The sequence below is a fragment of the Streptomyces sp. NPDC025273 genome, assembly GCF_040638585.1.
Classification (GTDB): Bacteria; Actinomycetota; Actinomycetes; order Streptomycetales; family Streptomycetaceae; genus Streptomyces; species Streptomyces cinereorectus.
Genome location: NZ_JBEZYP010000001.1, coordinates 364,158 through 378,284, shown reverse-complemented (window position 1 = coordinate 378,284; position 14,127 = coordinate 364,158). Strand labels below are relative to the sequence as shown.

Annotated in this window: 11 protein-coding genes; 2 read left to right on the top strand and 9 right to left on the bottom strand. The window is 71.9% G+C overall.

What is annotated here, in order from left to right:
• The first annotated feature begins 27 nt into the window (after nt 1-27).
• Both rhaS and AB0F38_RS01595 read left to right on the top strand, forming a co-directional pair.
• Nucleotides 28-1,113 carry a rhamnose ABC transporter substrate-binding protein gene (rhaS, locus tag AB0F38_RS01600; RefSeq protein ID WP_361885040.1) on the top strand — a complete coding sequence of 362 codons (1,086 nt, stop codon included), beginning with the start codon at nt 28-30 and terminating at the stop codon, nt 1,111-1,113.
• A gap of 20 nt (nt 1,114-1,133) precedes the next feature.
• Nucleotides 1,134-1,448, top strand: a complete 315-nt coding sequence (locus AB0F38_RS01595; RefSeq protein WP_361885038.1) for an L-rhamnose mutarotase — start codon at nt 1,134-1,136, stop codon at nt 1,446-1,448.
• Nucleotides 1,449-1,629: 181 nt separating this feature from the next.
• Here AB0F38_RS01595 and AB0F38_RS01590 read toward each other — a convergent pair whose 3' ends face one another.
• The 9 genes from AB0F38_RS01590 to iolC form a co-directional block, all read right to left on the bottom strand.
• Nucleotides 1,630-3,222, bottom strand: a complete 1,593-nt coding sequence (locus AB0F38_RS01590) for a von Willebrand factor type A domain-containing protein (RefSeq protein ID WP_361885036.1) — start codon at nt 3,220-3,222, stop codon at nt 1,630-1,632.
• A gap of 125 nt (nt 3,223-3,347) precedes the next feature.
• The gene (locus tag AB0F38_RS01585; protein ID WP_361885034.1) at nt 3,348-4,235 is read right to left on the bottom strand and encodes an ABC transporter permease; all 888 of its coding nucleotides are present in this window, start codon (nt 4,233-4,235) and stop codon (nt 3,348-3,350) included.
• A complete protein-coding gene (locus AB0F38_RS01580) occupies nt 4,232-6,886 on the bottom strand; it encodes an alpha/beta fold hydrolase (protein ID WP_361885032.1) in 2,655 nt (884 codons plus the stop codon). The genes AB0F38_RS01585 and AB0F38_RS01580 overlap by 4 nt, the downstream gene beginning before the upstream one ends.
• A gap of 125 nt (nt 6,887-7,011) precedes the next feature.
• Nucleotides 7,012-7,698, bottom strand: a complete 687-nt coding sequence (locus AB0F38_RS01575) for a DUF4291 domain-containing protein (protein WP_361885030.1) — start codon at nt 7,696-7,698, stop codon at nt 7,012-7,014.
• An 88-nt stretch (nt 7,699-7,786) separates the two neighbouring features.
• Nucleotides 7,787-9,286: a CoA-acylating methylmalonate-semialdehyde dehydrogenase gene (gene mmsA / locus AB0F38_RS01570; protein WP_361885028.1), complete on the bottom strand. Its 1,500-nt coding sequence runs from the start codon at nt 9,284-9,286 to the stop codon at nt 7,787-7,789.
• Between the two features lie 13 nt (nt 9,287-9,299).
• Nucleotides 9,300-11,192, bottom strand: a complete 1,893-nt coding sequence (gene iolD, locus AB0F38_RS01565; RefSeq protein WP_361886704.1) for a 3D-(3,5/4)-trihydroxycyclohexane-1,2-dione acylhydrolase (decyclizing) — start codon at nt 11,190-11,192, stop codon at nt 9,300-9,302.
• 53 nt (nt 11,193-11,245) lie between these two features.
• Nucleotides 11,246-12,130 (bottom strand): 5-deoxy-glucuronate isomerase, encoded by an 885-nt coding sequence (iolB, locus tag AB0F38_RS01560; protein ID WP_361885026.1) that lies wholly within the window; start codon nt 12,128-12,130, stop codon nt 11,246-11,248.
• Between the two features lie 36 nt (nt 12,131-12,166).
• On the bottom strand, nt 12,167-13,054 hold the full coding sequence (locus AB0F38_RS01555; RefSeq protein WP_361885024.1) for a deoxyribose-phosphate aldolase: 888 nt from the start codon (nt 13,052-13,054) through the stop codon (nt 12,167-12,169).
• Nucleotides 13,051-14,112 carry a 5-dehydro-2-deoxygluconokinase gene (gene iolC, locus AB0F38_RS01550; RefSeq protein WP_361885022.1) on the bottom strand — a complete coding sequence of 354 codons (1,062 nt, stop codon included), beginning with the start codon at nt 14,110-14,112 and terminating at the stop codon, nt 13,051-13,053. The genes AB0F38_RS01555 and iolC overlap by 4 nt, the downstream gene beginning before the upstream one ends.
• Nucleotides 14,113-14,127 lie beyond the last annotated feature (15 nt).

Genomic DNA, 14,127 nt, shown 5'->3' with positions numbered 1-14,127 from the left:
GTACCTCTCCGAAAGGCACACGCCGCCATGATGCTCCGCAATGCCGCTGGGCGCCGCGCCGTCGCGACCGCCGCCACCGCCGTCTCCCTCGCCCTCGCCCTGACCGCCTGTTCCGGCACCACCAAGGACAGCGAGGACACCGGCGGCGAGAACGTCGCCGGCTCCGTGAAGGCCGACCCGGACGCGCCGTTGAAGAAGGGCCTGAAGATCGCCTTCCTGCCCAAGCAGATCAACAACCCGTACGAGAAGATCGTCGACGAGGCGGGCATCGCCGCGGCGAAGGAGTACGGCGGCACAGGCAAGGAGGTCGGTCCGTCCGATGCCAACGCCTCCTCGCAGGTCAGCTACATCAACACGCTCATCCAGCAGCGTCAGGACGCGATCCTGATCGCGGCGAACGACCCGAACGCGGTGTGCGGCCCGCTCAAGCAGGCCATGAAGAAGGACATCAAGGTCGTCGCGTACGACTCGGACACGGCGAAGGACTGCCGTCAGCTCTTCATCAACCAGGCCAGCTCCGAACAGATCGGCCGCAGCCTGGTCCAGCACCTCGGCGAGCAGCTCGGTTACAAGGGCAAGGTCGCGATCCTGTCGGCCACGCAGAACGCGACGAACCAGAACACCTGGATCGAGTTCATGAAGGAGGAGCTGAAGCTCCCGAAGTACAAGGACATGGAGCTGGTCAAGGTCGCGTACGGCGACGACGCCGACCAGAAGTCCTTCCAGCAGACCCAGGGCCTCATGCAGGCCTATCCCGACCTCAAGGGCATCATCTCGCCGACCACGGTCGGCATCGCCGCCGCGGCCCGCTACCTGAGCGACTCCTCGTACAAGGGCAAGGTCGTCCTCAACGGGCTCGGTACGCCGAACCAGATGCGCACGTACGTCAAGGACGGCACCGTCGAGCAGTTCTCGCTGTGGAACCCGGAGGAGCTCGGCTACCTCGGTTCGTACGCTGCCGCCGCGCTGGCGTCGGGGCAAATCACCGGTGCCGAGGGTGAGAAGTTCAAGGCGGGCAAGCTCGGTGAGTACACGATCGGCAAGGACGGCGAGGTCATTCTCGGGGAGCCGACCGTCTTCGACTCCAAGAACATCGACCAGTTCAACTTCTGAGTGCGGGAGCCGGCTTCACCATGCAGCGTGTCTGCTTTCTGCTGAAGGTCCGCGAGGACCGCAAGGACGAGTACCGCGAGCGGCACGCCTCGGTGTGGCCGGAGATGCTGACGGCCCTGTCCGGGGCCGGGTGGCACAACTACTCGCTCTTCCTGCGTGAGGACGGTCTGCTCGTCGGATATCTGGAGACCGACGACTTCGAAGCGGCCCGCGAGGCGATGGCCGCGACGGACGTCAACGACCGGTGGCAGCGGGAGATGGCGGAGTTCTTCGAGCAGCCGGAGGCGCCGGACGAGGCGATGGTCCCGCTGACCGAGGTGTTCCACCTGGCGTAGAGGGCGTTGTGAAGCGATGGGCCGGGTTCCTCGTTCCGGGGGCCCGGCCCTGGGATGCCGGAAGTCGCCAGTATCGTACGGTCGCTGCCGCCGGTCCGCCCGCTCATGCGGCTCGTGCGGCTGCAGATGCGTCTCGCGCGTGCGTCCGTGGGGCCGCCCCGCACGCCGTGCAAGCCTGCGGTCAGCCGATCTCACCCTCGCTCTCGCCGCCCGGCGGCTCGTCCCCGCCGCCGCCCTTGATCCGGTCGGCCTGCTCGATCGCCGTGGCGAGTTTCTCCACCGAGCTGTCCTCGGTGGTGGCCGCCAGCCTCCGTGCGTGGCGGGCGAGTTCGCCGAGCGCCGGGGTGCCCGGCAGGTCGCCGCCGCGCAGGATGTCCGCGAAGTAGGCGGCCACCGCGGTCACCTGGAACCTGTGGTTCTCGCCGTCCCAGAGCCTTCCGTCGACGGCACCGGTGTTCACGGACCCGGTCTCCTCGTGCGCCTTACGGGTCTTCGGGTCCAGCCAGCGCACCGTGGCCGTCGCCACGTGCCCGGAGGCGCCGTCGCGGAGGCGTACGGCGTAGAGCGCGGTGACGGTGTGGCCGGGGCCCACCTCGCCGCCGTCGACGCTGTCGTCGCGGAAGTCCTCGTCGGCGACCTTGCGGTTCTCGTAGCCGATGAGCCTGAACTGCTGGACGGTCTCGCGGTCGAAGGCCACCTGGGCCTTGGCGTCACGGGCCCGCAGCTCCACATGGGCGGGCAGCTGGTCGACGAAGACCTTCCTGGCCTGGGTCTCGTCGCCGATGTAGGTGGTGTTGCCGTCGCCCTTGTTGGTGAGGCGTTCCATCAGCGCGTCGCCGTAGTCGCTGCCGACGCCGACGCCGAACAGGGTGATGCCGTATTCCTCACGCGCGTCGCCGATCCGTTCCAGGATCGCGTCGGCGTCGGTCTCGCCGGTGTTGGCGAGCGCGTCGGAGAGCAGGACGACACGGTTGGTGGCACCCTTGCGGTGGCCCTTGACCGCCTCGTCGTAGCCCCGCTCCACGCCGGCTGCCACATTCGTGGAGTCCGCGGGTTCCAGCTCGTCGACGGCGTCCCGGATCTCGGTTCGGTTGCCGCCGAGCCGGGTCATCTCCAGCCGGGTCTCGGCCTCCCCGCTGAACGTGACGAGAGAGACGGAGTCGTCGTCGCGCAGTTCGTCGGTGAGGATGCCCAGCGACTTCTTCGCGAGGTCGAGGCGGCCGGGCTCGGCCATCGATCCGGAGATGTCGACGACGAAGGTCAGCGCGGCGGGCGGGCGTTCACCGGTGTCATCGGCGGTCCTGGTGGCCAGACCGACGCGTACGAGCGACCACTCGTCCGCCCCTGAGCCGGCCTTCGTGCCGTCGACGGTCACCGAGAACCCGTTGTCCTTCGGCCGCTCGTAACCCTGCCGGAAGCTGTTGACGAACTCCTCGGGCCGTACGGTGTCCGGCGCGGGCAGCCGCCCGTCGCCGAGCGTCCGGCGCGCGTAGCCGTAGCCTGCGGTGTCCACGTCCAGGGCGAAGGTCGACAGATAGTCGGGCGGCACGGTCTCGCGGGCGTCGCCGCTCTCCTTCCGCGGTGCGCCGTCCTCCTGCCGCTCCGGTGCGGCGGAGGGCGCGGCGGGCGCGCGCTTCCCGCCGCTGCCGGTGCTGCGGTCGGCGGACGTCTCGCTGGTCGTACCCCCCGCGGAACATCCGGTGATGAGCATGGCGCCCGCGAGCAGAGCGACCAGCGTCCCGCCGGCCCGGGATGTCGTTGTCCTGCGCTTCATCGGTACCCCCACGTCGTCGACATCTGTGAATGGGACGTGTGGGGCGGCCGGCCGGAGTCGTCGAACGCGTTGCGGATCCGTCTCGATGCGGCAACGGCGAGCAGGGAGGCGGCGGAACACCGCCGTCAGGACACGATGTCCTTCCGGCTGAACCCCCGGAAGGCGAACGCGAACAGGATCAGGGCATACGTCACCGAGACTGCCGCGCCCTTCACCATCCCGCCCCATTCGAGATCGGGCTGGAGGGCGTCCGCCCAGGCGAACTGCCAGTGCGCGGGCAGGAACTCGCGCCAGGTACCGAGGGCCGTGACGGCGTCCAGGACGTTGCCGACGATGGTCAGCCCGACCGCGCCGCCGACCGCGCCGAGCGGTGCGTCGGTCTTGGTCGACAGCCAGAACGCCAGTCCCGCGGTGACGAGTTGGGAGACGAACACGAAGGCGACGACGAGCGCGAGGCGCGGCACCGTGTCGCCGGTTCCGAGGGCGCCGCCGGTGGGCAGCTGGAGCGGTCCCCAGCCGTACGCGGCCGTTCCCGCGGCCAGCGCGACGACCGGCAGCAGCACCATCGCGGCCAGGCTGAAGCCGAGTGCGACGACGAGCTTGCTCCAGAGCAGCCGGGAGCGGGGGACGGGCGCCGCCAGCAGGTAGCGCAGCGAGGACCAGCCGGCCTCGGAGGCGACGGTGTCCCCGCAGAACAGGGCGACCGGGATGACCAGCAGGAAGCCGGCGGAGACGAACAGGCAGGTCGCGGCGAAATTCGCCGCGGACTCCGTCGCGACGTCCATCAGATTGATCCGTGAGCCGCCTCCGCCGCCCCCTTCGCCGCCGCCGGGGGTGCCGCCGATGGCGAAGGCGATGATCAGGATGAACGGCAGGGCGGCCAGCACCCCGCCCATGAGCAGGGTGCGGCGTCTGCGCAGCTGCCGCATCGCTTCGACGCGCAGGGGCAGGGTGCGGCGGGCGTGGTAACCGGGGGCTTCGGCGGGGCCCCGGACTTCGGTGGCGGAGCTCATGCGGATCCTCCGGAGATGAGGGTGAGGAACGCGTCCTCCAGGCGGCGGTACGGCCCGACTCCCGTCACCGGTACGTCGAGACGGACCAGTTCGGCGACCAGCTGGGCGGCGGTGGCACCGTCGAGACGGACCAGCAGCCCGTGGCCGTCGTCCACGCGGACGGCGGAGCCTACGCCGGGCAGCGCCGCCACCTTGTCGACAAGAGGTTCCGGGACCTCGGCCGCGGTGGTGACGAGCAGCATGTCGCCCGAGCCGGTGATCTCGGCGACCGGGCCCGCCTGGACGAGCCGGCCGCGGTCCATGACGACGAGGTGGGTGCAGGACTGCTCGACCTCGGAGAGGAGGTGGCTGGAGACGATCACGGTCCGGCCCGCGGCCGCGTACCGGATCATCACGTCCCGCATCTCGCGGATCTGGGGCGGGTCCAGGCCGTTGGTCGGCTCGTCCAGGATGAGCAGGTCCGGCATGCCGAGCATGGCCTGGGCGATGGCGAGCCGCTGCCGCATGCCCTGGGAGTAGGTCCGCACGGCACGGGCCAGGGCGTCGCCGAGCCCGGCGATCTCCAGGGCCTCGTCGATGTGGGAGTCCCCGGCGGGGCGTCCGGTGGCCTGCCAGTACAGCTCCAGGTTGGCGCGGCCCGACAGGTGTGGCAGGAAGCCCGCCCCTTCGACGAAGGAGCCGACGCGCGACAGCACGGGCGCCCCGGGCCGGATGGCGTGCCCGAAGACCCGGATCTCACCGGCGTCGGGGGTGATGAGGCCCATCAGCATGCGCAGGGTGGTGGTCTTGCCGGCTCCGTTGGGTCCGAGGAGGCCGAGGACCTGGCCCTTCTCGACCCGGAAGCCGAGGTCGCGCACGGCGTAGCGGTCTGCGGACTTGGCGTACTTCTTGGACAGGTCCGTGATCTGCAGCGGTACGCCGGCGAGTGCCGGGTCGGGTGCGGGGGTCGCGGTACGCCGGCGGGCGGTGAGCAGGAGCAGCGCGGCGATGACGGCAGCGGCGGCCGGCAGTCCCCAGGTCCACCACGGCAGTGCGGCGGACGCGGTCTTCACGGCGGGTGCGGTGGGCACGGTCAGCGGGCCGTCGAGGGAGACGGTGTACGTCGCCGGCTCGGCGGGGGACGCGTAGCCGAGGTCGGTCGTGGAGAGCACGAGGCGGAGGCGGTGACCGGCGTCGACCTCGTGGTCGACGGCGGGCAGGGTCAGCTCGACCGGCCTGCCCTGCTCGGAGGGTGCGAGCCGGTACGGGGTGACGAGCTGGGAGGGCAGGACCTGCTGCTTGCCGTCCGGGGAGACGTCGTACACCTTGCCGAACAGCACCGCGTCGCCCTGGGACGCCCGGACGTTCACGCGGACGGTGGGTGAGCCGGTGACGTGCAGGGAGGTGTCCAGCGGGGCGGAGTCGTAGCGCGCGTACTGCCCGGGGAAGTCGAGGGACAGACCGACGCCGAAGGAGGAGAGCTGGGAGAGCCCGCCGCCGACACCGGGCACGGCCGAGATGGAGGGCGGGCTGGCGCCGGCGGGGTTGCTGAAGGTCTGCGTGCGGTTGCTCAGCCGGACCTTCTCGCCCCCGCTGGTCAGTCCCGGGTACGCATCGCTGCTCGCGCCGCGTTTGAGGGCGGCGCCGTCGGTGGAGTCAATTCCTCCGGTCCGGGTCACGCGGAAGGCGGGTCCGGCGTCGGCGCCCTCGTCGTCCTTCAGGTAGCGGTCGAACCAGTCGCCGATCCGGCCCTCGACCCGGTCTCCCTCGTCGTCCCCGCCGTCGTGTCCGCCGGCGATCCAGTCGACGGACACGGGCGCGCCGTTGCCGCTGATGGCCTGGGCCATGGCGTCGGCCTGGCCGAGCGGGAAGAGGGAGTCGCTCTGGCCCTGAACGATGAGTGCGGGTACGTCGATGCGGTCGGCCACGGCGACGGGGGAACGTTCCGTCAGCAGCTCGCGCGCCGCCGCGTCCGGCTTCCCGCTGACCGCGACCCGCTCGTACATCTCGCACAGTCGCTTCTCGAACTTCGCGCAGCCGCCGCCCGAGGTGACGAAGATCCCGGCCCAGAGCTTCTTGAACACTCCGTCCGGGAACAGCGCGTCGGCGAGGTTCCAGTAGCTGATCACCGGGGCGATCGCGTCGACGCGATCGTCGTGCCCGGCGGCGAGCAGCGACACCGCTCCGCCGTACGAGGCGCCGGTGACGCCGACCCGCGGGTCGCCCTTCGCGTCGAGCTCCACCTCGGGCCGGTCCGCCAGCCAGTCGATGAGCCCCGAGACGTCCCTGACCTCGGCGTCGGGGGCGTTGAGCGTGATCTCCCCGCTCGACTTCCCGAACCCGCGGGCGGACCAGGTCATGACGGCGTACCCGTCGGCGGCGAGCTTCTCGGCCTGGGCGCGCACATCGTTCTTGCTGCCGCCGAACCCGTGCCCGATGAGCACGGCGGGCCTGCGCTGCGAACCTCCGGCCGTGAAGTACGAGGTGTCGACGGACACCCCGTTCAACCGCATGATCCGGTCCTCACGGTGCACGGACGGCACGCTGTCGTCCGCGACGGCGGTCCACGTGCCGGCGGCCACCAGCACGGCGAGCGCGGCGGCGACCGAGGCCCGACGGCCACGGGTACGGGGCAGCAGCCGGTGCCGCCACCGGGAAGTCGGTTTCTCCATGACTCGACCCTAGACGGAGTGCGCACTGCCCCGGGATGCCGCAGGTGTGACCTCGGCCGCCTCCCTGAGAGGTACGGCTGGACCGCCCCGTACTCCGTACGCGGTACATCGCCGTCACGAAGGCCTCATACGGGGACATCCGTCCAGGCGTCGGCGGACGAGGGCCTGTCCACGGTGCGGGCCCGGGAGTCCGGCGTCCCCTCCTGGGCGTGTCCGGTCGCGTCCGGCCGGGGAGCCCTGCTGTCCGGCCTCTCGGCGTACGGCCGCTCACGCGGCAGCAGGGCGGCAGCCGCCTCGTCCCGTCCTGCCCGCACCAGTGCGTGGATCTCGCGGGCCAGCGGTGTGACGTCGCGGATGGAGACCGTCCACTCGTCGGCGTAGCGGCGCGAAGCCTCACCGGACAGGCCCAGTTGCAGGGAGCGGTACGGGAGCGGGCTGAGGTGGAGGTCGCGTTCGGGGTCCCACTGGATGCGGGCGGGGGCGCGACGGAGGCCGCGCCGCCAGGTGGCGCGGTCGGGGTGGACGCCCCTGACGTAGTGCGAGAGTTCGGCGCGCGCGAGCGCCTGGTCGAGGCCCTCGCGGGTGATCTCGACGGCCAGGACCGTCTCCTGGCCCTCCTTCGTCGCCCAGCCGCAGCGGTACATCATCCACAGGAAGCTGGGCTTGATCCAGGTCATGCGGTCGCGCTTCCACGCGACGGGGAAGCGCCCGTCACGGGCTGCCGGGAGACCGAGCGCCGGCGAGTAGGCCTGGTAGACGGTGACCGTGGTGGCCGTGTGGAGGGCTCGGATCTGGTGGCGCGGTGTGGACATCCGTCCAGGATGGTCCACGGTCCGTGCCGTCCGCCACCGGCTTTTCGCACGGCGGCCCCGGGCCCGCCCCGGGGCCCGGGGGCGCGGATCAGTGGTTGCGGGGGAAGCCGAGGTCCACGCCGGAGGGGGCGTCGGCCGGGTCGGGCCAACGGGTGGTGACGACCTTTCCGCGGGTGTAGAAGTGCACGCCGTCGTTGCCGTAGATGTGGTGGTCGCCGAAGAGCGAGTCCTTCCAGCCGCCGAAGGAGTGGTAGCCCACCGGCACCGGGATCGGGACGTTGACGCCGACCATGCCGGCCTCGATCTCCATCTGGAAGCGGCGGGCCGCGCCACCGTCGCGGGTGAAGATCGCGGTGCCGTTGCCGAACGGCGAGGCGTTCATGAGAGCGACACCCTCCTCGTACGTGTCCACGCGCAGCACGCACAGGACCGGGCCGAAGATCTCGTCCCGGTAGGCGTCGGAGTCCGTGGAGACGTGGTCGAGGAGGGACAGGCCGATCCAGTGGCCGTCCTCGAAGCCCTCGACCGTGTAGCCGGTGCCGTCGAGGACGACGTCGGCGCCCTGGGCGGCGGCGCCGGTGACGTACGAGGCGACCTTGTCGCGGTGGGCGGCCGTGATGAGGGGGCCCATCTCGGACGCGGGGTCGGTGCCCGGACCGATCTTGATCTGCTCGGCACGGTCCTTGATGCGGGCGACCAGGTCGTCGGCCACGGAACTGACGGCGACGACGGCGGAGATCGCCATGCAGCGCTCACCGGCGGAGCCGTACGCGGCCGAGACGGCGGCGTCGGCCGCGGCGTCCAGGTCGGCGTCCGGGAGGACCAGCATGTGGTTCTTCGCTCCGCCGAGCGCCTGGACGCGCTTGCCGTTCGCGGAGGCCGTGGCGTGGATGTGGCGGGCGATCGGGGTCGAACCCACGAAGGAGACGGCGGCGACGTCGGGGTGGGCCAGCAGGGCGTCGACGGCGACCCGGTCGCCGTGCAGGACGTTCAGGACGCCGTCGGGCAGACCCGCCTCGGCGGCCAGCTCGGCCAGCAGGTTGGCGGCCGACGGGTCCTTCTCACTGGGCTTCAGGACGAACGTGTTGCCGCAGGCGACGGCCAGCGGGAACATCCACATCGGCACCATGGCCGGGAAGTTGAACGGGGTGATGCCCGCGACCACGCCGATCGACTGGCGGATCGAGGAGACGTCGACCCGGCTGGACACCTGGGTGGACAGCTCGCCCTTGAGCTGGGTCGTGATGCCGCAGGCCAGCTCGACGATCTCCAGGCCCCGGGCGACCTCGCCGAGCGCGTCGGAGTGCACCTTGCCGTGCTCGGCGGTGATCAGCGCGGCGATCTCGTCGCGGTGGGCGTCCAGCAGGGCGCGGTATCGGAAGAGGACGGCGGTGCGTGCGGAGAGGGAGGAGGTGCCCCACGTCTCGTACGCGTTCTTCGCGGCGGCGACCGCGGCGTCGACCTCCTCGGCCGAGGCGAGGGCGACCTGCGTGGTCACGGCGCCGGTCGCCGGGTCGGTGACCGGGCCGTAGTTGCCCGACGTGCCCTCGACGGTCTTGCCACCGATCCAGTGGTTGACGGTCTTCATGACGGGGACTCCTTCAGAGATGGGGGCGTCGGTCAGCGGTCTTCCGGTCGTACTCCTCGCGGGCCTCGACCGCAGACGGGCGGGTCGCGGTCTCGGCCACGGGAACATCCCACCACGCCTGTGCCGGAGGGGGCCCCGACACTGTGTCTGGCGTTCGGGTCTCGACATAGACACAAGTGGGACGGTCCGCGCCGCGCGCCTCGGCGAGCGCCCCGCGCAGGTCCCGTACGGACTCCGCGCGCAGCACCCGCATGCCGAGCGAGGCCGCGTTGGCCGCGAGGTCGACGGGCAGCGGCGGCCCGGTGAAACCGCCGTCGGCGTCGCGGTGCCGGTAGGCCGTGCCGAAGCCTTCGCCTCCGACCGACTCGGAGAGGCCGCCGATGGACGCGTACCCGTGGTTCTGCAGGATGACGAGCTTGATGGGCAGGCCCTCCTGCACGGCGGTGACGATCTCGGTGGGGTTCATCAGGTAGGTGCCGTCGCCGACGAGGGCCCAGACGGGCCGGCCGGGGGCGGCGAGCTGGACTCCGAGGGCGGCCGGGATCTCGTACCCCATGCAGGAGTAGCCGTATTCGACGTGGTACTGCCGCGGGGAGCGGGCCCGCCACAGCTTGTGCAGGTCCCCGGGGAGCGAGCCCGCCGCGTTGATCAGGATGTCGTCCTCGGTGACGAGGGCGTCGAGCACTCCGAGGACCTGGGCCTGGGTGGGGCGGGCGTCCGGGTCGGCGGCGGTGAAGGCCGCGTCGACGCGCTGCTCCCAGCGGCCCTTGGCGTCGGTGTACGCGGTCTCGTACGCGGGGTCGACCCGGTGGCCGCGGGCCGCGAGGGCGGCGGCGAGCGCTTCGAGGGAGGTGCGGGCGTCCCCGACGAGCGGGAGGGCCGCGAGCTTGTGGGCGTCGAAGCCGGTGATGTTGAGGTTGAGGAAGCGGACGGACGGGTCGGCGAAGAGGGTGCCGGACGCGGTCGTGAAGTCCGTGTAACGGGTGCCGATCCCGATCACCAGGTCCGCCTCGCGGGCCAGGTCGTCGGCGGTCGCGGTGCCGGTGTGGCCGATGCCGCCCACGTCGGCGGGGTGGTCGTGGCGCAGCGAGCCCTTGCCGGCCTGGGTGGAGGCGACGGGGATCCGGGTGGCGGCGGCGAAGGCGGCGAGCGTCTCCTCGGCGGCGCTGTGGTGGACCCCGCCGCCCGCGACGATCAGGGGGCGGCGGGCGGTGCGGACCGCCCGGACGGCCTGTTCGAGTGCGTACGGGTCGGGGGCGGGCCTGCGTACGTGCCAGACGCGCGCGGCGAAGAACTCCGCCGGCCAGTCGTACGCCTCGGCCTGCACGTCCTGCGGCAGGGCGAGCGTGACGGCGCCGGTCGCCTCCGGGTCGGCGAGCGTCCGCATGGCCTGCAGGGCGGCCGGGATCAGCGCCTCGGGGCGGGTGATCCGGTCGAAGTACCGGGAGACGGGGCGCAGGCAGTCGTTGACCGACACGTCGCCGGCGTGCGGCACTTCCAATTGCTGGAGCACGGGGTCGGCGGGGCGGGTCGCGAAGGTGTCGCCGGGCAGGAGCAGCACCGGGAGGTGGTTGACGGTGGCGAGGGCGGCGCCGGTGACGAGGTTGGTGGCGCCCGGGCCGATGGAGGTGGTGACGGCCTGCGCGGAGAGCCGGCCCGACTGGCGGGCGTATCCGACGGCGGCGTGCACCATGGCCTGCTCGCTGCGGCCCTGGAGGTACGGCATCGCGGGGCCTGACTCGACGAGTGCCTGGCCGATGCCCGCGACGTTGCCGTGGCCGAAAATGCCCCAGGTGGCGTTGATCAGCCGTTGGCGGCGGCCGTCGCGCTCGGTGTACTGGCGGGCCAGGAAGGCGATCAGGGCCTGGGCGGTGGTGAGCCTGCGGGTGGTGTGCGGCGTGGTCAACGGCTTTCCTCCGGGCCGGGGGTGCGGGACATGGTCGGCGGCCTGCTCCGTGGTCACGGGCCGGTCCGCGGGCCCTGGAGCGGGAGCCGGGGGTCTACGGGCTGCGTCGGCCAGGTGTCGCGGATCCAGCGGTGGCCGGGGTGGTCGCGGATGAGCCACTCGCGTGTCTCCCCCGGGCCCGCCATCACGTTCAGGTAGTACAGGGTGCGGCCGGGCGGGGCGATGGACGGGCCGTGCCAGCCGTCGGGGATGAGGACGGCGTCACCGGTGGCGACTTCGGCGAGGACGTCCGTACCGCCCTCGCGGGACGGTGAGACCCGGTGGTAGCCGAGGCCGTCGTCCTCGACCTCGAAGTAGTAGATCTCCTCCAGCTCGGACTCGACGCCGGGCAGGTGCTCGTCGTGCTTGTGCGGCGGGTACGAGGACCAGTTCCCGCCCGGAGTGAGGACCTCGACGGCGATGAGCCGGTCGCAGGCGAACGTGTCGGCGGCCGCGAAGTTGTTCACCTGGCGCGAGCAGGTGCCCGCACCGCGGAGCTCGACCGGTACCTCCGGCGCGGGGCCGTAGCGAGCGGGGAGTCGTCGCTCGCACTTCGCTCCTGCCAGGGCGAAGCGGCCTCCTGCGCCGGAGGCGATCTGTGCGCGGGCATCGCGTGGCAGATAGGCGAAATCCGTCACGGCGCCGAACACGCTTGCCCGGCCCAGCAGTTCAAAGATCTCACCTGCTGCACGCACCGTACAGGCACCGGCCAACGGGAGAACGATCCATTCGCTCTCTCCGGTGACGAAGGTATGAACACCACCGGGCCCGAGCTCCAGTACGCGCAGGCTCGACCGGTCCCATCCGGCCCGCTCCGGGTCGATGTCGAGGGTGTACGGGCCGCCCGCTGAACGGTCGGACCGCAGGTGGTACCGCTGCTGCTCGTCGCGTGTCGTCATGACCGCATCCCTACCCTGTCTCCCGCCCGCGGGTGCTCACAGCAGTCCGACGGCCGTGTCGACCGCGCCCGCCACGTTCCCGTCGGGCGGGTAGAGCAGTGACCGTCCGACGACGAGTCCCCGGACGGTGGGCAGGCGCAGGGCGCCGCGCCACTTCTCGTACGCGCCGTCCAGGTCTCCTTTCACCTCGCCGCCGAGCAGGACGGCGGGGAGGGTCGAAGTCCGCATCACCCGGTCCATGTCCTCGGGGTCCTCGGTGACGGGGACCTTGAGCCAGGTGTACGCGGAGGTGCCGCCGAGCCCCGAGGCCACGGCGATGGAGGTGGTGACGGCGGCTGCCCGCAGGTCGGTGCGGAGCCTGCCGTCGGTGCGGTGGCAGAGGAACGGCTCGATGAAGACGGGCAGTCGACGGGCGGCCATCGCGTTGACGGTGCGGGCGGCGGTGTGGAGGGTGTCCAGGGAGCCGGGGTCGTCGTAGTCGATCCTCAGCAGCAGCTTTCCCGCGTCGAAGCCCTGCCGGGACAGGTCGACGGGGCGGTGGCCGGTGAAGCGGTCGTCGAGCTCGTAGGCGGCTCCCGCGAGGCCGCCGCGGTTCATGGAGCCAATGACGACCTTGTGCTCCAGGGCTCCGAGGAGCAGGAGGTCCTCCAGGACGTCGGCTCCGGCGAGGACTCCGTCGACACCGGGGCGGGAGAGGGCGAGGCAGAGCCGTTCCAGGAGGCCGAACCGGTCGGCCATGGCGAACTCGTCGTCGCCGACCGCCAGGGACCCGCGCGCCGGATGGTCCGCGGCGATGATCATCAGACGTCCGGTGGGGCCGACGAGAGGGCGTCTGCGGCGGGCGGCTGCGGCCTCGGCGACGGCCTCGGGGTGGTGTGCCCGGAGGCGGCCGAGATCGGCGACGGAGGCGGCGGGCGGGGTCATGGGGTGGCTCCGGAGGTTCCGGGTAGCGCTTGTGCCGCCTTGACCGCGCCGTCGGCCAGGGCCTGTTCGACCTCGTACGGGAACGGCATCGCGGACGAACAGGCGAGGCGGGAGGCGACGATGGCCCCGGCGGCGTTCGCGTAGCGCATGATGCGTGCGGTCTCCCAGCCGGCGAGCAGCCCGTGACAGAGGGCGCCGCCGAACGCGTCCCCGGCGCCGAGTCCGTTGACGACCTCCACGGGGAGGGGCGGGATCTCCGCGGTGGTGCCGTCGCGGTGGACGGCGAGGACGCCCGCCGGGCCCTGTTTGACGACGGCGAGCTCGACCCCGGCGGCGAGCAGGGCGTGGGCGGCGGCGTACGGTTCGCGTTCGCCGGTGGCGATCTCGCACTCGTCCAGATTGCCGACGGCGACCGTGGCATGGGCGAGTGCCTCGCGGTACCGGGCGGCGGGGGCGGCCGGCACCCCCGTCCCGCGGTGCCCGTCTCCCCCGTCCCCCTCCTGCCAGAACATGGGGCGCCAGTCGAGGTCGAAGACGGTGGCGCGCGGCCCCTCCGCTTCTCCCGCCCCCTGTGCGGCGCTGCGGGCACGGAGGGCGGCGAGGGTCGCACCGCGGCTGGGTTCCGCGCAGAGTCCGGTGCCGGTCATCCAGAAGACCCGGGCCGCCCGCACCGCGTCCAGGTCGAGCTCCTCGCCGTGGATCTCCAGATCGGGCGCCTTGGGCTGCCGGTAGAAGTAGAGGGGGAAGTCGTCCGGCGGGAAGATCTCGCAGAAGGTGACCGGGGTCGGGTACCGCGCCACGGCCGTCACCCACCGGTCATCCACACCGAATTCGCCGAGCGCCTGGTGGAGGTAGTCACCGAAGGCGTCCCTTCCGGTCCGGGTGATCACAGCGGTCCGGCGGCCCAGCCGGGCGGCGGCGACCGCCACATTGGACGGCGAGCCGCCGAGGAACTTCCCGAAGGTCTCGACCCGGGCCAGCGGTACGCCGGTCTGCAGCGGGTAGATGTCCACCCCGATCCGCCCCATGGTGATCACGTCGTACGGCTGCTCAGGCATGCGCATCCCTTCGGC

Bases quoted from the DNA above. Each gene is read 5' to 3' on its own strand.
- AB0F38_RS01575 (WP_361885030.1), bottom strand. From the start codon at position 7,698: ATGTCCACACCGCGCCACCAGATCCGAGCCCTCCACACGGCCACCACG.
- AB0F38_RS01585 (WP_361885034.1), bottom strand. From the start codon at position 4,235: ATGAGCTCCGCCACCGAAGTCCGGGGCCCCGCCGAAGCCCCCGGTTAC.
- rhaS (WP_361885040.1), top strand. From the start codon at position 28: ATGATGCTCCGCAATGCCGCTGGGCGCCGCGCCGTCGCGACCGCCGCC.
- mmsA (WP_361885028.1), bottom strand. From the start codon at position 9,286: ATGAAGACCGTCAACCACTGGATCGGTGGCAAGACCGTCGAGGGCACG.
- AB0F38_RS01595 (WP_361885038.1), top strand. From the start codon at position 1,134: ATGCAGCGTGTCTGCTTTCTGCTGAAGGTCCGCGAGGACCGCAAGGAC.
- iolC (WP_361885022.1), bottom strand. From the start codon at position 14,112: ATGCCTGAGCAGCCGTACGACGTGATCACCATGGGGCGGATCGGGGTG.
- AB0F38_RS01555 (WP_361885024.1), bottom strand. From the start codon at position 13,054: ATGACCCCGCCCGCCGCCTCCGTCGCCGATCTCGGCCGCCTCCGGGCA.
- AB0F38_RS01580 (WP_361885032.1), bottom strand. From the start codon at position 6,886: ATGGAGAAACCGACTTCCCGGTGGCGGCACCGGCTGCTGCCCCGTACC.
- iolB (WP_361885026.1), bottom strand. From the start codon at position 12,130: ATGACGACACGCGACGAGCAGCAGCGGTACCACCTGCGGTCCGACCGT.
- AB0F38_RS01590 (WP_361885036.1), bottom strand. From the start codon at position 3,222: ATGAAGCGCAGGACAACGACATCCCGGGCCGGCGGGACGCTGGTCGCT.